The organism is Buttiauxella sp. 3AFRM03 (assembly GCF_003675305.1).
Classification (GTDB): Bacteria; Pseudomonadota; Gammaproteobacteria; order Enterobacterales; family Enterobacteriaceae; genus Buttiauxella; species Buttiauxella ferragutiae.
Genome location: NZ_CP033076.1, coordinates 2,667,432 through 2,690,249, shown reverse-complemented (window position 1 = coordinate 2,690,249; position 22,818 = coordinate 2,667,432). Strand labels below are relative to the sequence as shown.

The window sequence follows — 22,818 nt, the reverse complement described above, 5'->3', positions numbered from 1 at the left end:
AATTAAATGGCGGATGACACTTCGTTTATCCGCCCTACAAGTCGAACCGTAGGGCGGATAAGCAATCGCGTCATCCGCCAGATTTTTTACTCAGTCGCAGCCTGCGACGTCGCACTTTCAATCGTCAAACGCACATCCGGCATGATCAGTTCTGCCAGCATCTGGTAGACCTTCATGGTTTCAGTAGGCTCTGCATCCCCGGTATCGCTGATATAGCCTTCATCACGCAAGGTTAAAACCAGCGAGGTGAAGACGGCTTTATCAAAGAACTCCGGTGCATTAATGCCATGCAAAACAGACAAACGCTGGGCAACGGTGCGGCTTTCACGCTCCAGTGTCCCACGGTTAATCGACGGATTTGCGCTCAGCAGCCAGAAGGTAATCGCATAACGCTGTAGCGTTTCGCGAACACCTGCTGCCAGCAGCTGCATGGTGCGTGAACGAGCAGGATTAATCTGCACTTCATCGCCTGTCAGTGTCACCAGTTCCTGACGAACCAGTTCATTGAGCATGATGTCAATTTCACCAGCAAGTTCGGTCGTGCTCCAGCGCAAGAACAGTTCAGCCTTCAGCATCGGGTAAAGTAGCTCGACCTGACGCAGCAGTTCGTTACGGTCAATACGGCGATGTTGAGTAATAATTGCTGCCAGCAGAGAAGGCAACACCAGCATATGCAGGATGTTGTTACGGTAATATGTCATCAGAACCGCCTGCTCGCGCGGCAGAATGATGATGTCACCGATGGTGTCTTTCTCGACTTCAAACTTGTTCATCTGCAACGCGTGCTCAATCAGCGCTTCTGCTGGCTGGTCTGGTGCGGTCGCGTCCGGTGAATACGGCACATTACGCAACAGGCTCAGGTAGCAGTTGAGCTGCTCGGTCAGTTGCTCACGGGTAAGTGAACGCTGACGCGAGGCCAACAGCGCGGTACAGCACAGGTTCATGGCATTTGCCGCACCGGCATTGTTAATACGCACCATCAGTTCAGCGGCAATTTCATTGACCGTTGGCGTCAACCATGCCGGGCGGATGGCCTCAATCGGGTCGATTGAATCGCGCCACTCTGGAACACGCTGGTTCAGGAACGTCATCAGCGGCATCGGTTCGCCAAAGTTAACATAGCCCTGGCCGAGGTTACGCAGCTTACTCAGCCCGCGCACCATCTGCATGAAACTCTCTTTCTCTTTGGTCGCGCCACGCAGCTCTTTCGCGTAAGTCCCCACTTCCATTACATGCTCGTAGCCAATGTAAATTGGCACCAGGGTAATAGGGCGAGTACCGCCGCGCAGCATGGCCTGGATGGTCATCGACAGCGTACCGGTTTTCGGGTCGAGCAAACGCCCGGTACGAGAACGGCCACCTTCCACAAAGTATTCAACGGAATAGCCACGGCTAAACAGCTCGCCCAGATATTCACGGAACACGGTGGAGTAGAGTTTGCTGCCTTTAAAGGTACGGCGGATAAAGAACGCACCGAGGCGGCGGAAAATCGGGCCGGCTGGCCAGAAGTTCAGGTTGATACCCGCTGCGATGTGCGGAGGAACCAGTCCCTGGTGATAAAGCACGTAGGACAACAGCATGTAGTCCATGTGGCTGCGATGGCAGGGCACATAGACAATCTCGTGGCCGTCATGAGCCAGTTGGCGCACGCGTTCAGCGTTATGAACGTTGATGCCCTGGTACAAACGGTTCCACGTCAGACCTAACACGCGGTCAGTCAAACGCACGGCTTCATACGAGAAGTTAGCGGCAATCTCTTCCATCAAAGCAACAGCATTCTGCTGGGCTTTTTCATGGGAGATTTTCTTGCTGCGCGCTTCATCTTCTACTGCACGAGCAATAGCTTTTGAGGCCAGTAGCTTATTGAACAGATCCTGGCGTACCGGCAGACGCGGGCCGACAGTCGCTAAACGCTGGCGAGCAAAGTGCATACGCGCTACGCGAGCCAGTTTTTGGGCGATTTTTTTGTCTGTACCGTGGTCGGTTGCCATCTGGCGCAGCGAAACCGGAGCGGAGAAACGCACAAAGCTGTCGCGCCCAAGCCAGGAAACAGCGAAAAATTTCTGGACGCCGTTCAGCATCTTTAATGGCGGATTCACTTCGCCTTTTTCGCGCCCAGGGGAGCGGCCAAACATCACCGATACTGGCACCATCTGCACATCCAGATTTGGATTGCTGCGGTGTAAGTCGAGGTAATCGTGGAACAGTTTGATCGACTCTTCTTTTGGCGTGTAATAAGTGAAAACACGCGGGCCGCCATGGATAAAGACATAGCGCGGCAATACCGCACCGTCGATTTCTAACGGCTCGAGAGGGTCGGGCAAGTTATGCGCGAGACATTGTGCGCGCAGCGTTAATAAGTCCGCCTTGGAGTTATACGGCAGGACATACATAATCGGGCGTGTGGGATCTAAGCCCAGTTCGGCTTGTGGATCTGCCGGAATGGACTTGCTCTTTACCAGAACGCCTAATGGTAAATTAAGTAATTTGTAGTAGATTCTTGGCCAGCCTGACATAAACGATGTAAAGCCTCAGGTTAATGATGCAAATTCGCCGCAAGAATATCAGAATCTGGCTCAGATTTCTGTGGCGTTGCAATATAGATAAGCATTGACCCAAATAATTTGAAAAGGTTTCCCAAAATGGCGAGCAGTACCACTGGACTTACCCGTATCATCAAAGCCGCAGGCTACTCATGGAAAGGGCTCAAAGCAGCCTGGATTAACGAAGCGGCTTTCCGCCAGGAAGGGGTTAGCGCGCTCATCGCCATCGCCATCGCCTGCTGGTTAGATGTTGACCCTATCACCCGTATTTTACTGATTGGTTCTGTTGTGCTGGTCATGATTGTCGAAATTCTCAATAGCGCTATCGAGGCGCTTGTTGACCGTGTTGGTACCGATTACCACGAGCTTTCAGGACGGGCCAAGGACATGGGGTCTGCTGCCGTATTAATCGCCATTATCCTCGCAGTTATTACCTGGATCACACTGCTTTGGCCGCATTTGCGATGATCTTTCCAGAATAGTTAAGTCCCTGGTTTTTTGCTCAATTTGTGGTTCCAAAATCGCCTTTGACTGTATATACTCACAGCATAACTGTATAAACACCCAGGGGGCGGAATGAAAGCGTTAACTACCAGGCAGCAAGAGGTGTTTGATCTTATTCGGGATCATATCAGCCAGACCGGCATGCCACCGACTCGTGCCGAGATTGCTCAACGTCTGGGGTTCCGTTCTCCGAACGCCGCTGAAGAGCACCTGAAAGCACTTGCCCGTAAAGGCGTCATTGAGATTATCTCTGGTGCGTCGCGCGGTATCCGCTTGCTGGTGGAAGAAGTTACCGGTATTCCGCTGGTTGGGCGTGTTGCTGCGGGGGAACCACTCCTTGCACAACAGCACATCGAAGGCCATTACCAGGTTGACCCATCACTGTTTAAACCAAATGCCGATTTCCTGTTGCGCGTTAGCGGGATGTCTATGAAAGACATCGGTATTATGGACGGCGACCTGCTTGCAGTTCATAAAACTCAGGATGTGCGTAACGGCCAGGTTGTGGTGGCGCGTATTGACGACGAAGTGACTGTTAAGCGCTTAAAGCAGCAGGGTAATACCGTTCATCTTCTGCCTGAAAATAGCGAATTTGAACCTATTGTGGTTGACCTGCGCGAACATAGCTTCTCTATTGAAGGGTTGGCGGTTGGGGTAATTCGCAACGGCGACTGGCTGTAAACTTCTCCAGATGATGCGCTTTAATGCGCATCATCGTCTTAATTCTCTTATCTCTTCCTGGATTGGCCATGCGATTTTTCTCGACGGCTGACAGAGCTCTCTGGCGCCTCGCCTTACCCATGATTTTTTCCAACATCACCGTGCCTTTACTGGGCCTTGTTGATACCGCGGTAATTGGTCATTTGGATAGCCCTGTTTATCTTGGCGGTGTCGCTATTGGTGCGACGGCAACCAGCTTCTTATTTATGCTGTTGTTGTTTTTGCGCATGAGCACCACCGGTTTAACTGCCCAGGCATTTGGTGCCAATAATCCCTCTGCTTTAGCGCGTGCACTGGTTCAGCCCTTGCTATTGGCGTTAGGAGCAGGGGTGGCGATCGTCTTACTGCGTGAACCGCTGATATCCCTGGCCTTGCATATCGTCGGCGGCAATGAAGATGTTTTGTTGCAGGCCCGGCGATTCCTTGAAATACGTTGGCTTAGTGCGCCAGCCTCGCTTGCCAACCTGGTCTTGTTGGGCTGGTTGTTAGGTGTTCAGTATGCGCGTGCGCCAGTTATCTTGCTGGTTGTCGGAAACGTACTGAATATCGTGCTGGATGTGTGGCTGGTTATGGGGCTACACATGGATGTTCAGGGCGCGGCACTCGCCACCGTCACCGCAGAATATGCGACGTTTATCATTGGTTTGCTGATGGTGAAAAAGGTCATGGGTTTGCGCGGAATCAGCTTTGAGATGCTCAAAGAGTCCTGGCGCGGGAATGTGCGGCGTCTGCTGGCACTCAATCGCGACATCATGCTGCGCTCGCTGTTGCTACAGGTCTGTTTCGCCTCAGTCACTATCTTTGGCGCGCGGTTAGGTAGCGAAATCGTCGCGGTTAACGCCGTGTTGATGACGCTATTAACCTTCACCGCCTATGCGCTCGATGGGTTCGCCTATGCCGTTGAAGCCCATTCCGGGCAGGCGTTTGGCGCTAAAAACCGTGGTCAATTGCTCGAAGTATGGGGCGCTGCATGTCGCCAGGCGGGCTTAGTCGCTCTTATGTTCGCCGCTGTGTATGCGCTGTTTGGTGAGCACATTGTTTCGCTTCTTACCTCTATCCCTGAATTGCAGCTACAGGCAGACCGCTACTTGCACTGGCAGATTGTTTTGCCCGTTGTTGGTGTCTGGTGTTATTTGCTGGACGGCATGTTTATTGGCGCAACGCGAGGTACGGAAATGCGCAACAGCATGGCGGTTGCGGCATTGGGATTTGGGCTGACGTTGCTCACCGTGCCTTATCTGGGAAATCATGGTCTGTGGTTATCCGTGGCTGTGTTCCTGGCTTTGCGCGGACTGTCTTTGGGATGGATTTGGCGTCGCCATTGGCGGGATAACAGCTGGTTTCCGGCTGGAACTCCTGGTTAGTTACAGCTCATAGTTAGTTACAACTCATAGTTAGTTACAACTTCTGACGCGCTTTTAATCGCACTCCAGTATGCTGATTTGCCACCTGATTTTGGGGCAAGTCAGCATCATTTCTGTTACTTCTGTGGTTCAATGTTCTTAGTTTTCCCCTCACTGCCATATCCTTGACTACAATTATTTCCACGTCCAGCAGATAGTGAGTGTCAGCCAAACGGCAGCACCTGGGCGTTGTTAACTATTAGCAGTTCTTAACCGAACGATGAGGATATTATTATGAATAAAGACGAAATCGGCGGTAACTGGAAACAGTTCAAAGGCACAGTAAAAGAGAAATGGGGCAAACTGACAGACGATGACATGACCGTCATCGAAGGGAAACGCGATCAGCTTGTCGGTAAAATTCAGGAACGCTATGGATATGCGAAAGATCAGGCAGAGAACGAAGTCGTTGATTGGGAAAAACGTAACGATTACCGCTGGTAATCTCATCCCTCAGATGTGTTAACTCTCATAGGCTAACCTGCCCTGGTACATGGATGTACCGATCCCCTCCATACTTCAAGCTACATCTTTTGGCTGCATTCACTTACCGCTTCAATGCAACTCGAATTATTTCGGGTTCAGGCTAGCGTGACTTCTTCTTACTCTGAATGGTGTGGTCATGCCCGCATTCTTCCGGGTGGCTACAGGCTTCAACTTCCGCACACGCGCTGCATAAACCATGCGCCTCAATGACATTGTGGTGTAGAGCAAATCCTGACTGGGCAGCCAGCTGATTCATAATATCTTCCACACCTTCCGCGCTATGCTCCTTCACCGCGCCACACCTGTCGCAAATCAACATCGCTGATGAGTGAGTCGGCTGATCAATCAGATGGCACAAAACATAGCTGTTGGTCGACTCGACGCGATGGACAAAGCCTTGTTCGAGAAGAAAATCGAGCGCACGATACACCGTCGGGGGTTTAGCTTGCGGTTCACTGGCGCGAAGTAAATCCAGCAAATCATAAGCGCTGATTGCACCCGCTTGCTGCGTCAATAAACGCAACACTTCCAGGCGTTGTGGTGTCAGGCGCACATTACGCTGTTCGCATAGTTTTTCAGCCTGCGCTAACACGTTTTGTGAAGTCGTGATGTCCATCAGCATTCCCCTGTAGATTAGCCCTACACTCTATCACAACGCGCAATAAACGCCGAGTGGTGCGCCATGCTGGCCACAGCCTTTTGAGATGACTATCCCGGAGTTTGCTATGAATAAACCTGATTGCATTCGTCACTGGAAAGAACTGGAAGGTGAAGATGACTCAACTTATCCAGACAGTACTGAATTGTTTTCCATTGGCGCGCCATTGGCTCGCAAACTTGGGCTAACACGCCTGGGGATTCACCACGAGCGCCTGCTCCCTGGTCGCCGGACGTCCTATCCGCATGCGGAAAGTAGCGAGGAAGAGTTTGCTTATGTTCTGGAAGGGCATCCACAGGTGTGGATTAACGGCCACCTTTACTCACTTGAACCGGGTGATAGTGTTGGTTTCCCGGCCGGGACGGGCGTCTGCCATACCTTCATCAACAACACCGAGCATGAAGTCCGGTTGCTAATTGTGGGTGAGGCCAACAAAGCCGAAAACCGAATTTATTACCCGCTAAACGCGAGCTATGCCGCACAACGCCAGGATCGCTGGATTGACCACCCGCCGCAGTTTTTTGGCCCACATGACGGCCATCCTTCACGAAAACCGAACGGTAAACTATAAATATGTTTACAGGGAATTTTTGAACTCATAATCCTGATGGAGAGAAACGGGATTTCGATGGGATAAACATCCCCCTTTTTAGCTTTTTATTCACAGCAATAGTCCGCCTCTGTTCAGTCATAACTGGCAGGGGCAAGTTATGAAATCTGATTAACAGACGGGCGAGCGGTGAATGAAAAAAATTAAAACTCTGGTGGCGTTCAGCGCCGCCTCTTTATTTGTGGCAAATCAAGCCAGTGCGGCAGGTACCTGGTCAGTAGCTCGTAGTGATGCAATGGGGGGGACGGGCGTTGCTTCAGCGAGTTATGGAAGTGGAGTGCTAACAAACCCTGCGCTGCTGGCAAAGGCAAAACAGGACGACTCAGTGACAGTTATTTTGCCCTCCGTGAGCGGGCAAATGACAGATAAAGATAACCTGCAGGATCAGATTGATGGCATTAGCGATACGGTCGATCAATACCAGAACGTTATCGACGATCTTACCCTGCAGGATATCCTTTTAAACCCAAATGGTTCACTTGGTCAGCTTCAGGGCGCTGCGGGGAGTTTGGCTGGCGAACTGGAAGATCTGCGAGGTAAAACAGCAAACGCGAAAGCCGGGGCGAGTATCGCAGTCAGTATTCCAAATGATGTGCTGTCGATGGCATTTGTCGCAAAAGCCTATGCGCGAGCACATGTGAGTTCCTCTATTGATCAACAAGATATTGATTATCTGCACAGCATCGCGAATTCCAGGGTTGTTGCCGGGGGAGTCGCACTAGATGCTGCCGTTAATGGCTCTGATGTTATCACCAGCAATCTCAACTCCACTGCATCTGGGCGCGGCGCAATTGTCTCCGACTATGGTGTGGCGCTGGCGAAACAGTTTGATCTAAACGGCGTGCCTGTCTCTGTTGGCATCACGCCGAAACTGCAAAAAACCTGGCTGTACAACTACACCACATCAATCTATTCCTACGACAGCAGCGACTGGAAAAATAGCCGCTATCGTAACGACGACACTGGCTTTAACGTTGATGCGGGTGTGGCAGCTGATTTTGGCGAAAACTGGACTGTCGGTCTGAGCGGCCAGAACCTGATTTCACATGACATTGATACCAAAGATATCTTGATCACTAATGGCAGGACGGGCGAAACCGTCAACTATAAAGACACTTATCAGATTCGCCCGTTAGTGACGGCGGGCTTAGCCTGGCATAACGATTTCATCACCCTTAGCGCCGACGGCGATCTCACCGAAACAAAAGGTTTCAAAAGCGAAGACGATTCACAGTACGTTGGCGTGGGCGCTGAAGTTACGCCGCTGCCGTGGCTTGCGGTGCGCGCCGGTTACCGGGCTGACGTCAAATCAAACGATAGCAACGTCTTTACCGGCGGGGTTGGCTTTGCGCCATTTAATCGCGTTCACATCGATTTAATGGGGCTGTACGGCGAAGACGAAACCTGGGGGGCAGGGGCACAGCTTAGCATGACCTTCTGATGAAAATAGCCGTCGGGACGAGCGAGTGTCCCGACGCTGCTTTATGCTATAGTAGCGACCCTTTTTTAACCGTAGCCCGTAAACGCCCAGTGCCTATGTCCTCACAAACAAACCAGACCCTCTTCCAGCCACATCGTTTCTCTATTGCGCCGATGCTTGACTGGACTGACCGCCACTGCCGCTATTTTTTGCGTCAGCTTTCAAGCCAGACACTGCTGTACACCGAAATGGTGACCACCGGTGCGATCATTCATGGCAAAGGGGACTATCTGGCGTACAGCGAAGACGAGCATCCTATCGCGTTGCAGTTGGGGGTAGCGATCCGGCGGCTTTAGCGCAATGCGCTAAACTGGCTGAAGAACGTGGCTACGACGAAATTAACCTCAACGTAGGTTGCCCATCTGACCGTGTACAAAATGGCATGTTTGGCGCGTGTCTGATGGCTGATGCCCAGCGGGTTGCCGATTGCATCAAAGCGATGCGCGACGTGGTTTCTATTCCCGTCACCGTCAAAACGCGTATTGGCATTGATGACCAGGACAGCTACGAATTCCTGTGTGATTTCATCGGTACAGTCGCCGGGAAGGGCGAATGTGAGATGTTCATTATCCATGCCCGTAAAGCGTGGCTTTCGGGCCTAAGCCCGAAAGAAAACCGTGAAATTCCGCCGCTGGATTACCCGCGCGTGTATCAACTCAAGCGTGATTTCCCACACCTGACGATGGCCATCAACGGCGGTATCAAAACGCTGGAAGAGGCAAAAGCCCATCTGGAACATATGGATGGCGTCATGGTCGGGCGCGAAGCCTATCAGAACCCAGGCCTGCTGACCGCGGTTGACCGTGAAATTTTTGGTATTGATGCGCCGGAAGTCGACACCGTTGCTGCGGTTCGTGCCATGTATCCGTACATAGAGCGTGAACTGGCAAACGGCACTTATCTTGGCCATGTCACCCGCCACATGCTGGGCTTATTCCAGGGGATCCCGGGGGCACGCCAGTGGCGTCGTTATCTGAGTGAAAACGCCCACAAAGCCGGTGCCGGGATTGATGTCGTGGAACATGCGTTGTCATTGGTTGCGGACAAGCGCTAACTTTTGTCGGTAATAACCTGGCTAGTTGCTCAGGTATTGCGGAGTTGATCACAACCTCGCATCTTTCTGGCTAAGTTTGCAGGCTGTGGCGTATCAATTATTTACCAAATCTGACAATATTACTGGGTCACGAAAAACGAATTCATCGCGCTGTACCCTACATACTGTGCGAACAAAAAAAGAATGGGCTTCCCTCGGGAGGCCCAAATTCTTTTATGGAATCAGCAGACTAGAACCTTGCGTGCTACGGCTCTCCAGCGTTTTATGTGCCAAAGCGGCATCGCTTAAGGCGAATTTCTGGTTTTCAGCCACATCGACTTTTATCACGCCGCTGGCAATCAATGAGAACAGCTCATTGCAAGCTTCTTCCAGCTCTTCACGCGTGGTCACGTAACCATTCAGTGACGGGCGAGTAACATACAGCGAGCCTTTCTGGTTAAGAATCCCCAGATTCACCCCTGTAACCGGGCCAGATGAATTACCAAAACTCACCATCAATCCCTGGCGCTGTAAGCAATCCAGCGATGCCTCCCAGGTATCTTTCCCCACCGAATCATAAACAACTGCGACTTTCTTGCCGCCTGTCATCTCTTTTACGCGTTCGACAAGATTCTCTTCGCGATAGTTAATGGTTTGCCAGGCACCGGCGTTTTTGGCGCTTTCTGCTTTTTGCGCCGAACCCACCGTACCAATCAGTTTGGCACCCAGCGCTTTGGCCCATTGGCAGGCGATAAGACCCACACCACCGGCGGCGGCATGGAACAGGAAAACTTCGTTGGCTTTAATATCGTAGGTTTTACGCAACAGATAATAGACAGTTAGCCCTTTGAGGAATGACGCGGCGGCTTGTTCGAAAGAGATGGCATCGGGCAGTTTTGCGGCTTTATCCGCTGGCACGTTATGCACGCTGCTGTAGGCACCAAGCCCGGATTGCGCATAGACAACTCGATCACCGACTTTAAGATGCGTGACCGCACTGCCAACTTTACTGACGACACCCGCAGCTTCAGTACCGAGGCCACTTGGCAGCATCGGTGGCGGGTATAAACCACTGCGAATATAGGTATCAATGTAGTTGATACCAATCGCTTTGTTCTCAACTTGTACTTCGTTTTCTGCTGGGGCGTTTGAGGTGAATTCAACAACTTTTAAGACTTCTGGGCCGCCATGTTGACTAAATTCAATGCGCGTTGCCATGAGAACTCCTTCTGTTTCCTCGGAGGGAGATAGAGTAAACTCTCGTTCCTCTTATCTGATTTTGGTAACTCCCTCACTATGGCAGGAAATAAACCCTTCAACAAACCGAAAGAACCCCGCGATCGTCAGATGGAAGGGCTGAAAATGCCGCCACATTCTCTGGAAGCGGAGCAATCGGTGTTGGGCGGTTTAATGCTGGACAACGAACGCTGGGATAACGTTTCCGAGCGCGTCGTGGCTAACGATTTTTTCAGCCGTCCACACCGCATGATCTTCACCGAAATGCAGCGTTTGCTCGAAATGAGCAAGCCCATCGACCTGATCACGCTTTCTGAGTCTCTGGAATTACAGGGCAACCTCGAAAGCGTTGGTGGTTTCGCCTATCTGGCCGAATTATCTAAAAATACGCCAAGTGCTGCGAACATCAGTGCTTATGCCGACATCGTGCGTGAACGCGCCGTTGTTCGTGAAATGATTGCCGTGGCGAATGAAATCGCCGATGCCGGTTATGACCCGCAAGGGCGTACCAGCGAAGATTTACTCGATCTGGCCGAGTCACGCGTGTTCCAGATTGCTGAGAGCCGCGCGAATAAAGACGAAGGCCCAAAAAGCATCGACCAAATCCTCGAAGCGACCGTTTCGCGTATCGAAACGCTCTTCCAGACCCCACACGATGGTGTGACGGGCGTGGATACGGGCTACCATGATCTGAACAAAAAAACGGCCGGTCTACAGCGTTCCGACCTCATTATCGTGGCCGCGCGTCCATCGATGGGTAAAACCACGTTTGCGATGAACCTGTGTGAAAACGCCGCGATGTTGCAGGAAAAACCGGTGCTGATTTTCAGCCTCGAGATGCCAGGCGAGCAGATCATGATGCGTATGCTGGCGTCGCTGTCACGCGTCGACCAAACCAAAATCCGTACCGGCCAGTTGGATGATGAAGACTGGGCGCGTATTTCGAGCACCATGGGCATCTTGCTTGAAAAACGCAATATGTACATTGATGACTCATCCGGCCTGACGCCAACGGAAGTGCGCTCACGTGCGCGCCGTATCTACCGCGAACATGGCGGCCTGAGCCTGATCATGATCGACTACCTGCAATTGATGCGCGTGCCGTCGCTTTCCGACAACCGTACTCTGGAAATCGCTGAGATTTCGCGCTCGCTAAAGGCGCTGGCAAAAGAGCTACAGGTGCCGGTCGTCGCGCTCTCGCAGCTTAACCGCTCCCTGGAACAACGTGCCGATAAACGCCCGGTCAACTCCGACTTACGTGAATCCGGCTCCATCGAGCAGGATGCCGACTTAATCATGTTCATCTACCGTGACGAAGTTTATAACGATAACAGTGACGAGAAAGGCATCGCGCAAATCATCCTCGGTAAACAGCGTAACGGCCCAATCGGCACCGTGCGCCTGACGTTCAACGGGCAGTTCTCACGCTTTGATAACTACGCTGGCCCGCAATACGACGAAGATTGATTTTTGTATTTGTGGTGTTTTACGTAGGGTGGATAAGCGCTAGCGTCATCCACCGTGTTTGCAGAATTTAGATACATTTTTAGCAAGGACAAAACATGCAAGCGGCAACCGTAAAAATTAACCGCCGCGCTCTGCGACACAACCTGCAACGCCTGCGCGAACTGGCTCCTGCCAGCCGTATGGTGGCGGTGGTGAAAGCAAACGCATACGGGCATGGTCTGCTGGAGACAGCCCAAACCCTGGCTGATGCCGACGCCTTTGGTGTCGCCCGCCTTGAAGAAGGTGTTCGCTTACGCGCAGGAGGAATTACTCAGCCCATTCTGCTGCTCGAAGGCTTCTTTAACGCAAGCGATCTGCCGACCATCGCTGAGCAAAATTTCCAGACCGCGGTTCACTGCATTGAACAGCTTGAAGCACTGGAGCAGGCCGAGTTAAGCCAGCCGATTACCGTGTGGATGAAGCTGGACACCGGCATGCACCGTTTGGGCATCTTGCCTGAAGAAGCCGAAGCATTTTATCAGCGTCTTTCACGTTGTAAAAACGTCAGCCAGCAGGTGAATATCGTCAGCCATTTTGCCCGCGCTGATGAACCGGAATCCGACGCCACACCGCGCCAGCTTGATATCTTCAATTCGTTTACCGCAGGCAAACCAGGACAGCGTTCTATTAGCGCGTCTGGTGGCATTTTGCTGTGGCCGGACTCGCATATGGATTGGGTTCGCCCAGGTATCATTCTTTATGGTGTTTCACCTCTTGAGCAAAAACCGTGGGGCGTCGATTTTGGCTTCCAGCCGGTGATGTCACTGACTTCCAGCCTGATTGCCGTGCGTCAACATAAAGCCGGTGAAGCAGTGGGTTACGGCGGCACCTGGATTGCGCAGCGCGATACACGTCTGGGTGTGGTGGCGATGGGTTATGGCGACGGTTACCCGCGCGCGGCACCATCTGGTACACCTGTGCTGGTGAATGGCCGGGAAGTGCCGATTGTTGGGCGTGTCGCGATGGACATGATTTGTGTCGACCTCGGCCCACAATCAGAAGACAAAGTGGGCGATAGCGTGGTGATGTGGGGTGACAATTTGCCGGTTGAACGCATCGCTGAAATCACAAAAGTGAGTGCTTACGAACTTATCACGCGCCTGACTTCAAGGGTTGCGATGGAATACCTGGATTAATTCCCCCTTTATTTTTACTTTTGTAGGTCGGATAAGCGTTAGCGTCATCCGACGCAATCTGGTGGATGACGCTAACGCTTATCCACCCTACAAATTCCCGCGATAAACCTCTCGATCTTTCCCCAGCTTCCGGTTTACAGTGGTTGTCCGCAACACTGTAAACCAGGAGAACCTCACCGTGTTTCAAAAAGTTGACGCCTATGCTGGCGACCCAATCCTTTCCTTAATGGAACGTTTCAAAGTTGACTCGCGTAGTGACAAGGTAAACCTCAGCATTGGCCTCTATTACAACGAAGATGGGGTCATCCCGCAGTTGCAGGCTGTTGAAGAAGCTGAAGAACACCTGAATTCTCAACCACATGACGCATCGCTTTACCTGCCGATGGAAGGCCTGAGCAGCTATCGCAGCGCGATTGCACCGCTGCTGTTTGGCGCAAACCATCCTGCGCTGCTTGAAGAACGTATCGCGACCATTCAAACCGTTGGCGGTTCTGGTGCGTTAAAAGTGGGTGCGGACTTCCTGAAAACCTATTTTCCGGATTCACAGGTATGGGTCAGCGATCCGACCTGGGAAAACCACATCGCAATCTTTGGTGGTGCGGGTTTTAAGGTGAATACCTACCCGTGGTTTGATAGCGAAACCAATGGTGTGCGCTTCGAAGCGTTGCTGGAAACCCTGAACACGCTGCCTGCGCAAAGTATCGTGTTGCTCCATCCGTGCTGCCATAACCCGACAGGTTCTGACCTGACGGATGCGCAGTGGGATGCGGTGGTTGAAATCCTCAAAGCGCGTAACTTAATTCCGTTCCTCGACATTGCCTATCAGGGTTTTGGCGCGGGTATGGAAGAGGATGCATACGCGATTCGCGCAGTTGCCAGCGCTGGCCTGCCAGCTTTAATCAGCAACTCATTTTCCAAGATTTTCTCAATGTATGGCGAACGCGTGGGCGGGTTATCGGTCGTCTGTGACGATGCCGAAACAGCAGGCCGTGTATTGGGCCAACTAAAAGCTACCGTGCGCCGTAACTATTCCAGCCCGCCAAACTTCGGTGCGCAGGTTATCGCTGCGGTTCTGAACGACGAACAGCTGAAAACCAACTGGCTGGCAGAAGTCGAAACGATGCGTCGCCGTATTCTCGATATGCGCCAGGCACTGGTTTCAGTACTGCGGGCTGAAATACCGGAACGTAACTTCGACTACCTGCTGCAACAACGTGGGATGTTCAGTTATACCGGCCTGAGTGCGGAGCAAGTCGATCGTCTGCGTGATGAGTTTGGTGTCTATCTGATTGCCAGCGGACGCATGTGTGTCGCGGGGCTAAACAGCAATAACGTACAGCGCGTGGCGCAGGCGTTTGCTGCTGTAATGTGAGTACTTACTCACATTAATTCTGGTTTACTCCTTCGCCCTCAGGGCGAAGGCTGGGATGAGGGTGATTCTTCACAAATTCAATTCTGTGATCATCACCTTTTTCTATGACAAATCCTAATAAATTCCTTTTACTATCAGCCTCTCGCGAGTATGGTCGGGTAGGTTTTTGACCAGTTGTTCCACTTTCTAACGATAAAAACTGATGAAAATAAAGGGAAAACGATGCGTAAAATTACCCTGGCATTAAGTGCCGCGTGTTTGTTATTAGGATTGAACCAGTCTGCCGTTGCTAAGGAATCTGCACCCGCTCCTCTGAATCCTGGCGTCACCGTTGCGCAGTTAGCACAGCAAGTCCCCATTCACTGGGTTTCTGTCGCTCAAATTGAAAATAGCCTGATGGGGCGTGCGCCGATGGCGGTGGGTTTCGATATTGACGACACGGTGCTGTTCTCAAGCCCAGGTTTTTACCGTGGGCAAAAAGAATTCTCACCGGGCAAACAGGATTACCTGAAAAACCCATCTTTCTGGGAAAAAATGAACAACGGCTGGGATGACTTCAGCATGCCGAAAGAAGTCGCGAAAAGTCTTATCGCCATGCACCTCAAACGAGGTGACAGCATCTATTTTGTGACTGGCCGCAGCCAAACTAAAACCGAAACCGTAACTCAGACACTGCAAAAAGACTTCTTAATCCCGGAAGCCAATGTAAACCCAGTTATTTTTGCCGGTGACCAACCTGGACAAAATACCAAAACCCAATGGCTGAAAGATAAGAAAATCAAAGTGTTCTACGGCGATTCTGACGGTGATATTACCGCCGCTCAAGATGTAGGTGCCCGAGGCATCCGTTTGTTACGCGCTTCGAATTCCAGCTACCAACCGCTGCCAAAAGCCGGGGCTTTTGGCGAGGAAGTGATTGTTAACTCTGAATATTGATCATATTGACTGATATTAGACGGCGATGCGCGCAAGCAAGTCGCCGTTTTTTTCATCAAAAATCCCCTGTCGGGTTTTACCTTTTGGTGAGTTGCTCGCACACTTAGAGGTGCCAGTTTCATAAACTGGGCGCGACATTGAATCCACTGGAGCAGGTAAAAGGGGAAAAAAATGACCAATTCGGAGCTATTGCAGTACTGCATGAACAAACCCGGAGCGGAACAAACTGTTCATAGCGACTGGAAGGCCACACAAATCAAAGTAGCGGATGTGATGTATGCCATGGTGCATGACATCGAAGCACGCCCGGCTGTTTCGTTAAAAGCCAGTCCGGGGCTGACTGATTTACTGCGTGAGAGCCACAAAGACGTGTTCCCCAGTGCGCATTTGAACAAAGCACACTGGAGCACGTTATATCTGGATGGGTCGCTGCCCGACTCGCAAATTTATTATCTGGTGGATGCCTCTTACCAGCAGGCATTATCGCTGCTGCCACAGGAAACCAGGCAGCAGCTCTCTGACTGACTACTTCAGCAAAGGTTTGAGGAAACGAGCGGTATGTGAAGCTTCGCATTCCGCGACGGTTTCTGGCGTACCGGAAACCAGAATCTCTCCGCCACCGCTACCGCCTTCTGGGCCAAGGTCGACAATCCAGTCTGCCGTTTTAATCACGTCCAGGTTATGTTCGATAACCACAATGGTGTTGCCCTGATCGCGCAACTGATGCAGAACTTCCAACAACTGCTGGATATCGGCAAAATGCAGGCCAGTGGTTGGCTCATCAAGGATATACAACGTCTGGCCAGTGCCACGCTTAGAAAGCTCACGCGCCAGTTTCACACGCTGTGCTTCACCGCCTGACAACGTCGTTGCTGACTGCCCAAGCCGAATGTAAGACAAGCCTACGTCGATGAGCGTTTGCAGCTTACGCGCCAGCGCCGGTACGGCATCAAAGAATTCACGAGCATCTTCAATGGTCATATCCAGCACTTCGTGGATGCTTTTGCCTTTGTACTTAACTTCCAGCGTTTCGCGGTTATAGCGCTTCCCTTTGCACTGGTCGCATGGCACGTAAATATCCGGCAAGAAGTGCATCTCGACTTTGATCACGCCATCGCCCTGGCACGCTTCGCAGCGCCCGCCACGCACGTTAAAGCTAAAACGCCCTGGTGTATAACCTCGCGCACGGGATTCCGGCACGCCCGCAAACAGCTCGCGCACTGGTGTAAACACGCCAGTATAAGTCGCCGGGTTTGAACGTGGTGTACGGCCAATCGGGCTTTGGTCGATATCAATAACTTTGTCGAAATGCTCCAGACCATGAACTTCGCGGTACGGCGCAGGTTCTGCAAGCGTTGCACCGTTCAATTGGGTTTGAGCAATCGGGAAAAGCGTATCGTTAATCAGCGTCGATTTACCGGAACCTGAAACCCCGGTCACACAGGTAAACAAGCCGACGGGCAGCGTCAACGTCACATCTTTCAGGTTGTTGCCCTTCGCACCAACCAGCTTCAACACCTTCTCTGGGTCAGCGGGAACGCGGTGTTTCGGCAGCGCAATTTCACGCTTACCGCTGAGGAACTGCCCGGTCAGAGATTCCGGCGCATCGATAATATCCTGCATGGTGCCTTCGGCAACGACATGGCCGCCGTGAACACCCGCACCCGGGCCGATATCGATAATATGGTCTGCGGCACGAATCGCATCTTCGTCGTGTTCGACCACAATCACGGTATTACCGAGATCGCGCAGGTGAATCAGCGTTTCCAGTAAACGTTCGTTATCGCGCTGATGCAGGCCGATTGACGGCTCATCGAGCACGTACATCACGCCCACAAGACCCGCGCCAATCTGGCTTGCCAGACGAATACGCTGCGCTTCACCGCCCGAAAGTGTCTCTGCGGAACGGGAAAGTGACAGATAATTCAGGCCGACATTCACCAGGAATTTCAGGCGATCGCCAATCTCTTTCAAGATTTTTTCAGCGATTTGCGCACGTTGCCCACTGAGCTTCATGTTGTGGAAGAATTCCATCGCATGACCAATGCTCATATCAGAGATAGTTGGCAGCGGCGTGTTTTCAACAAACACGTGGCGTGCTTCACGGCGCAGACGCGTACCTTCGCAGCTTGCGCATGAACGGTTGCTGATAAATTTCGCCAGTTCTTCACGCACCGCGGAAGATTCGGTTTCTTTATAGCGACGTTCCATATTATGCAGCACGCCTTCGAACGGATGGCGGCGCACCGAGGTATCACCACGGTCGTTTATATATTTGAATTCAATGCTTTCTTTGCCGGAGCCATTGAGCACCACGTTTTGCACGCTGGCGCTCAGTTCGTTCCATGGCGTTTCGACATCAAACTTATAATGCTCTGCCAGTGAACGCATCATGGTGAAGTAATAGAAGTTACGGCGATCCCAGCCGCGAATTGCACCGCCAGCCAGCGAAAGCTCACCGTTTTGCACCACGCGTTCCGGGTCGAAATATTGCTGTACGCCAAGCCCGTCACAGGTTGGGCAGGCACCGGCCGGATTGTTGAACGAGAACAGACGCGGTTCCAGCTCGCGCATGCTGTAGCCGCAAATCGGGCAGGCAAAGTTGGCAGAGAACAGCAACTCTTCTGCTTTTTCATCGTCCATATCGGCGACAACCGCAGACCCACCGGACAAATCCAGCGCAGTCTCAAACGACTCAGCCAGGCGCTGTGCTAAATCCTCACGCACCTTGAAACGGTCAACCACCACTTCAATGGTATGTTTTTTCTGTAATTCCAGCTTTGGCGGATCGGAGAGATCACACACTTCGCCGTCGATCCTCGCGCGGATATAACCCTGGCTTGCCAGGTTTTCCAGCGTCTTGGTGTGCTCGCCTTTTCTGTCTTTAATAATCGGCGCAAGCAACATCAGGCGCTTACCTTCCGGCTGCGCTAAAACGTTATCGACCATCTGGCTGACCGTTTGTGCTGCCAGCGTGACATTGTGGTCCGGGCAACGCGGTTCACCGACACGCGCATACAACAGGCGCAAGTAGTCATGAATTTCAGTGATGGTGCCGACGGTTGAACGCGGGTTGTGCGAAGTGGATTTCTGCTCGATAGAAATCGCCGGCGACAAACCTTCAATGTGGTCGACATCCGGCTTTTCCATCAATGACAGGAACTGACGCGCATAGGCGGAAAGGGACTCAACGTAACGACGCTGCCCCTCGGCGTATAAGGTGTCGAAAGCCAGTGAGGATTTGCCAGAACCCGAAAGCCCAGTCACAACAATCAGCTTGTCGCGTGGAATAACGAGGTTAATATTTTTGAGATTGTGGGTGCGGGCGCCCCGAACTTCGATCTTATCCATTCACCTTTCCCGGTTTAAACGCTTTTTGCCAGGCCGCACTGGAGGCCGCCGACGATCACAAACGGCTAATTATGACACAATAAAACCTGAATGAATATCCAGTGTTTTAATGCAACAATGTATACCCCGAAGACATTCTGGAATGCATCCCGCAGCTATAAAGATTAGGGGTGGCGTGGTAGAATCGAGGGTTTACACTACTTATTAAACGTTTCAGGAGACACGACCATGGCCAGCAGAGGCGTAAACAAGGTGATTCTCGTCGGGAATCTGGGTCAAGACCCGGAAGTACGCTACATGCCAAATGGTGGCGCAGTTGCCAACATTACTCTGGCCACGTCAGAGTCCTGGCGCGATAAGCAAACCGGCGAAACCAAAGAAAAGACTGAATGGCACCGCGTAGTGCTGTTTGGCAAACTGGCAGAAGTCGCGGGTGAATACCTGCGTAAAGGCTCCCAGGTTTATATCGAAGGTGCATTGCAGACGCGTAAATGGACTGACCAGGCAGGCGTTGAAAAATACACCACCGAAATCGTGGTTAACGTTGGCGGCACCATGCAAATGCTGGGTGGCCGTGCAGCAGGCGGTGCTCCAGCAGGTGGCGGTAACCCAGGTCAGCAGCAAGGTGGTTGGGGTCAGCCTCAGCAACCGCAGCAGGGTGGCAACCAGTTCAGCGGCGGCGCGCAATCTCGTCCGCAGCAGAGCGCACCAGCACCATCTAACAATGAACCACCAATGGACTTCGACGACGACATTCCTTTCTAAAATTAATTTTAGAAATCATCGTTAAGAAACCTGTTATCAAACCCCGATCTTTTCGGGGTTTTTTTATTTATAGATGAATACGTTATCAACAGTTATTAGATTTAATAACTTCAAAAACCCATTAATACATTTCTAATGATGTCAGATAAATCCTAATACCTGGATTCCCGTCACTCAGACGAAGCGGCAAAAAGAGTAAAATCTGCGCACCGATTTTCGCCTGTACGAATACCCAAAAGCCTGGGCAGCAAACCAAATCAATAATTCGGTAAACCCTCCCGTGATGACAACTATTCACGCGGGCCGCTTAATTTAAACAGGGAAATAATCCGTTATGTCTCGACCCGTCCGCATGCCAGTTGTTGTTTCCTGGCTGTTCGCCAGTATTGTTACGCTATTACTGACCGCGTGTGGTGGAAGTGAAACTCCATCAAAAACCACTGCTCAGACTTCACCGCCAGCGGTACAAACAAAAATCGAATTTCTGGAACGCTGGGATGTCGATCGTTTGAATCGTATCCTGAAAACCGATACGCCTCAGCAGTTCGGTGTTCATACCACCTACACACCGGCACGCAATGCCGTCAATCTGTACCGGGTCACTTACGCTTCAGTGATTCCCAACATGGGAAATAAACCAACCGTAGCATCAGGTTTGCTGGCGATACCGGATAACGCGGCAACAACACATACATTGCCGATGGTTTCCTACCAGCACGGCACGGTCTACGGGCGTCAACAAGTGCCATCATTCCCTGACCAATCCCCGGAAACTCAGCTAATGATTGCTCAGTTCGCAGGCCAGGGTTATGTGTTGATTGGTGCGGATTACTTTGGGCTTGGCACGTCGACAGAGCCTGAAGGGTACATGGTGAAAGCCAGCCATCAGCAGGCGACTTATGACATGCTAATGGCCAGTCGGAACGTACTGAAGCAGAAGAATATTTCGACCAATAAACTCTTTCTTGCAGGCTGGTCGCAAGGCGGCTTTGTTTCGATGTCATTGCTGCAAAAACTTGATGTTATGGGTGTGAAGGTCGATGCCACTGCGACAGCTAGCGCGCCGCTGGATTTATATGCGCTGGTGAGTGGTGCGCTCTACACACCGCAAGCGCATCCTGCGGTCTGGCTGAATAGCATTTTCATCCTTGCCGCCTTCTCCTTCGAAAACTATTACGATTCGCCTGACTTAGCGCGATCCGTGATTGCCGATAAGTACTATACGATGTCAAAAGCAGCTTACGACCGCACGCCGTACACCGGTGCGATCCCGACGGATCTGCATATCCTGCTTCGCCCTGAAATGTACGATCCTCAGGCTTTAAAAGCGTCAGCTTTCGGGAAATTGCTCAGTCAGACCGAAGCCTACAAATGGGATTACCGTTCTGCGGTGCGCAATTATTATGGCGACGCGGATGAAGCCGTTCCGGTAGACGATGCGCGTATGGCAATGACTTATGCAGTGCAGAAGGGTGACTCGATGGTGAAGGCCATTTCCACTGGGGAAACCGATCATCGTGGTACGTTTGCGACAGCGGTGCCGGAATGGAAAAGCTGGTTTGATGGGTTGTCGAAGCAGTAAAACAGTTTGATTGCAGTGGTCAATATGAACTAGAGGGGGCTTTGCCCCCTCAATTTGATCAGGTCATCACCATCGGCCATTCAGGTGGGGTGTGGCTTGAGATCTCAATCATAATGTCTTTAAACGATTCCCAGATAACCGGGAAGTCGGCCAATGTCAGGCCCAATAAACCGGTCGCAAACCACAATGAAGCCGCGATGCCCAGGCCACTGCTGATCGCGGCTAAAAACGCGTAATCAGATTTGCGAAATTGAATATTCAACGTGCTGGCTAAAAACATCAAAACCGCACTGACTAAAGGCCAGCGCATTAGCAAAACGCTGGTTGTGATTGCCGCCATGAATCTGTGCCTCGGAACGAAAATGTAAGAGAATTCCTGTTTCACAGGATTTGTGAACTATATCACAATCGTTCTTTTAATAGCCACTTGCGCAGCACATTTTCTGTTCCGTTTTTTCGATGAACTCAGGTAAAAATATTTAGCGGACAGCGTCAGGCGTGATGGCGATAGTCGGTTGGTGTGCGGTCAAACTCACGGCGGAAAACGCGTGAAAAAGTCTGCTGAGACACGTAACCGTAATCCATCGCGATATCGAAAATCGGGCGCTGAGTGTTGCGTAACTCTTTCGCCGCCATCAGTAGTCGGCGCTGACGAATGTATTCACCCAACGTCTGGCGTTTCACGGTACGGAACATCCTTTGTAGATACCATTTTGAATAACCAGATTTTTTTGCCACAGCGTCAATGCTCAGCGGCTGATCAATGTGATCGTCAATCCATTCAGTCAATGTTTGAATAATATCCTGGTGTGCCATAAACCATCCCCATAGCCGGATTTGTTGGCAGCGAGTATAATTCCTCAAGTTAACTTGAGGTAAAGAGCAAAATGGAAAAGAAATCACCGCGCTTTAAATCATTACTGAGTCCGGGAGAAGTGGCGAAGCGTAGCGGCGTCGCCGTGTCTGCGTTGCACTTCTATGAGAGCAAAGGATTAATCAAAAGCGTACGAAATAGCGGCAACCAACGGCGCTACACGCGTGATGTGCTGCGAAACGTGGCGATTATTAAGATTGCCCAGCGCATTGGTATTCCACTGGCGACGATTGGTGAAGAATTTGGTGTGCTGCCTGATGGGCATAAAATTAATAAAAACGACTGGAAAAAGATGTCGTCACAATGGCGTGAAGAGCTGGAGCGGCGCATTCATACATTAACCGCATTGCGGGATGAACTGGATGGCTGCATCGGTTGCGGCTGTTTATCGGGTGCCGATTGTCCATTGCGCAATCCTGGCGATAAACTCGGTGAGCAGGGGACGGGCGCGCGTCTTCTTGAGGATTAACACTGGCGTGAAGCGATGGAATGGCAGGCAAAACTAAAGCGCCCAACTTCGGCGCTTTAGTTTGTTCCCGGTCTTTGTCTTTCGATCTATCCCGCTTTTCGCAAGGAGGGTTTCCCCCGACATCAGCGTCCCTCAATCACACATTCTCAGGAGG

Annotated in this window: 20 protein-coding genes and 1 pseudogene; 15 read left to right on the top strand and 6 right to left on the bottom strand. The window is 51.5% G+C overall.

Going from position 1 to position 22,818, the window contains the following annotated elements:
* Positions 1-86: 86 nt before the first annotated feature.
* Positions 87-2,516 (bottom strand): glycerol-3-phosphate 1-O-acyltransferase PlsB, encoded by a 2,430-nt coding sequence (gene plsB, locus D8682_RS14035; protein WP_121814536.1) that lies wholly within the window; start codon positions 2,514-2,516, stop codon positions 87-89.
* A gap of 126 nt (positions 2,517-2,642) precedes the next feature.
* On the opposite strand from plsB, the gene D8682_RS14030 reads away from it, so the two are divergent.
* The 4 genes from D8682_RS14030 (at position 2,643) to D8682_RS14015 (ending at position 5,614) form a co-directional block, all read left to right on the top strand.
* Complete coding sequence (locus D8682_RS14030) at positions 2,643-3,011, top strand: diacylglycerol kinase (RefSeq protein ID WP_064541241.1); 369 nt, start codon at positions 2,643-2,645, stop codon at positions 3,009-3,011.
* Positions 3,012-3,119: 108 nt separating this feature from the next.
* A complete protein-coding gene (gene lexA / locus D8682_RS14025; protein ID WP_121814535.1) occupies positions 3,120-3,728 on the top strand; it encodes a transcriptional repressor LexA in 609 nt (202 codons plus the stop codon).
* 68 nt (positions 3,729-3,796) lie between these two features.
* Positions 3,797-5,131, top strand: a complete 1,335-nt coding sequence (dinF, locus tag D8682_RS14020; protein ID WP_121814534.1) for an MATE family efflux transporter DinF — start codon at positions 3,797-3,799, stop codon at positions 5,129-5,131.
* Positions 5,132-5,404: 273 nt separating this feature from the next.
* Positions 5,405-5,614 carry a CsbD family protein gene (locus tag D8682_RS14015; RefSeq protein ID WP_064541231.1) on the top strand — a complete coding sequence of 70 codons (210 nt, stop codon included), beginning with the start codon at positions 5,405-5,407 and terminating at the stop codon, positions 5,612-5,614.
* A gap of 142 nt (positions 5,615-5,756) precedes the next feature.
* Here the strand turns inward: D8682_RS14015 and zur are convergent, their stop codons facing one another.
* Positions 5,757-6,272, bottom strand: a complete 516-nt coding sequence (zur, locus tag D8682_RS14010) for a zinc uptake transcriptional repressor Zur (RefSeq protein ID WP_064541227.1) — start codon at positions 6,270-6,272, stop codon at positions 5,757-5,759.
* Between the two features lie 109 nt (positions 6,273-6,381).
* On the opposite strand from zur, the gene D8682_RS14005 reads away from it, so the two are divergent.
* From D8682_RS14005 to dusA, 3 genes and pseudogenes are all read left to right on the top strand, one after another.
* Positions 6,382-6,885, top strand: a complete 504-nt coding sequence (locus D8682_RS14005; protein ID WP_064541224.1) for a cupin domain-containing protein — start codon at positions 6,382-6,384, stop codon at positions 6,883-6,885.
* Positions 6,886-7,057: 172 nt separating this feature from the next.
* A complete protein-coding gene (locus tag D8682_RS14000) occupies positions 7,058-8,365 on the top strand; it encodes a conjugal transfer protein TraF (RefSeq protein WP_121814533.1) in 1,308 nt (435 codons plus the stop codon).
* Positions 8,366-8,460: 95 nt separating this feature from the next.
* Positions 8,461-9,458 (top strand): annotated as a pseudogene (dusA, locus tag D8682_RS13995) (tRNA dihydrouridine(20/20a) synthase DusA).
* A 213-nt stretch (positions 9,459-9,671) separates the two neighbouring features.
* Here the strand turns inward: dusA and D8682_RS13990 are convergent.
* Positions 9,672-10,655, bottom strand: a complete 984-nt coding sequence (locus D8682_RS13990) for a quinone oxidoreductase (protein WP_121814532.1) — start codon at positions 10,653-10,655, stop codon at positions 9,672-9,674.
* Between the two features lie 78 nt (positions 10,656-10,733).
* On the opposite strand from D8682_RS13990, the gene dnaB reads away from it, so the two are divergent.
* The 5 genes from dnaB (at position 10,734) to D8682_RS13965 (ending at position 16,148) form a co-directional block, all read left to right on the top strand.
* Positions 10,734-12,140, top strand: coding sequence for a replicative DNA helicase (gene dnaB, locus D8682_RS13985; RefSeq protein ID WP_064541215.1), 1,407 nt, complete (start codon positions 10,734-10,736; stop codon positions 12,138-12,140).
* A 95-nt stretch (positions 12,141-12,235) separates the two neighbouring features.
* Positions 12,236-13,315, top strand: coding sequence for an alanine racemase (gene alr, locus D8682_RS13980; RefSeq protein WP_121814531.1), 1,080 nt, complete (start codon positions 12,236-12,238; stop codon positions 13,313-13,315).
* 178 nt (positions 13,316-13,493) lie between these two features.
* Entirely contained in the window at positions 13,494-14,687 is a 1,194-nt protein-coding gene (gene tyrB / locus D8682_RS13975; RefSeq protein WP_121814530.1) for an aromatic amino acid transaminase, read from the top strand.
* A gap of 222 nt (positions 14,688-14,909) precedes the next feature.
* Positions 14,910-15,623: an acid phosphatase AphA gene (aphA, locus tag D8682_RS13970; RefSeq protein ID WP_064541206.1), complete on the top strand. Its 714-nt coding sequence runs from the start codon at positions 14,910-14,912 to the stop codon at positions 15,621-15,623.
* Positions 15,624-15,794: 171 nt separating this feature from the next.
* On the top strand, positions 15,795-16,148 hold the full coding sequence (locus tag D8682_RS13965) for an MmcQ/YjbR family DNA-binding protein (RefSeq protein WP_064541203.1): 354 nt from the start codon (positions 15,795-15,797) through the stop codon (positions 16,146-16,148).
* On the opposite strand, the gene uvrA is transcribed toward D8682_RS13965, so the two are convergent.
* Positions 16,149-18,974 (bottom strand): excinuclease ABC subunit UvrA, encoded by a 2,826-nt coding sequence (uvrA, locus tag D8682_RS13960; protein WP_121814529.1) that lies wholly within the window; start codon positions 18,972-18,974, stop codon positions 16,149-16,151. It lies immediately after the preceding gene.
* Between the two features lie 228 nt (positions 18,975-19,202).
* Between uvrA and ssb1 the strand changes: the two genes are divergently transcribed.
* Together ssb1 and D8682_RS13950 are read left to right on the top strand one after the other, a co-directional pair.
* Entirely contained in the window at positions 19,203-19,739 is a 537-nt protein-coding gene (gene ssb1 / locus D8682_RS13955) for a single-stranded DNA-binding protein SSB1 (protein ID WP_064541197.1), read from the top strand.
* Between the two features lie 334 nt (positions 19,740-20,073).
* Positions 20,074-21,321, top strand: a complete 1,248-nt coding sequence (locus D8682_RS13950) for a S9 family peptidase (protein WP_064541195.1) — start codon at positions 20,074-20,076, stop codon at positions 21,319-21,321.
* 58 nt (positions 21,322-21,379) lie between these two features.
* Here the strand turns inward: D8682_RS13950 and D8682_RS13945 are convergent, their stop codons facing one another.
* On the bottom strand, positions 21,380-21,661 hold the full coding sequence (locus D8682_RS13945; protein ID WP_064541194.1) for a YjcB family protein: 282 nt from the start codon (positions 21,659-21,661) through the stop codon (positions 21,380-21,382).
* Positions 21,662-21,813: 152 nt separating this feature from the next.
* On the bottom strand, positions 21,814-22,137 hold the full coding sequence (gene soxS, locus D8682_RS13940) for a superoxide response transcriptional regulator SoxS (RefSeq protein WP_064541192.1): 324 nt from the start codon (positions 22,135-22,137) through the stop codon (positions 21,814-21,816).
* A 71-nt stretch (positions 22,138-22,208) separates the two neighbouring features.
* Between soxS and soxR the strand changes: the two genes are divergently transcribed.
* Positions 22,209-22,664 (top strand): redox-sensitive transcriptional activator SoxR, encoded by a 456-nt coding sequence (gene soxR / locus D8682_RS13935; RefSeq protein WP_064541190.1) that lies wholly within the window; start codon positions 22,209-22,211, stop codon positions 22,662-22,664.
* The last annotated feature ends 154 nt before the right edge of the window (positions 22,665-22,818 follow it).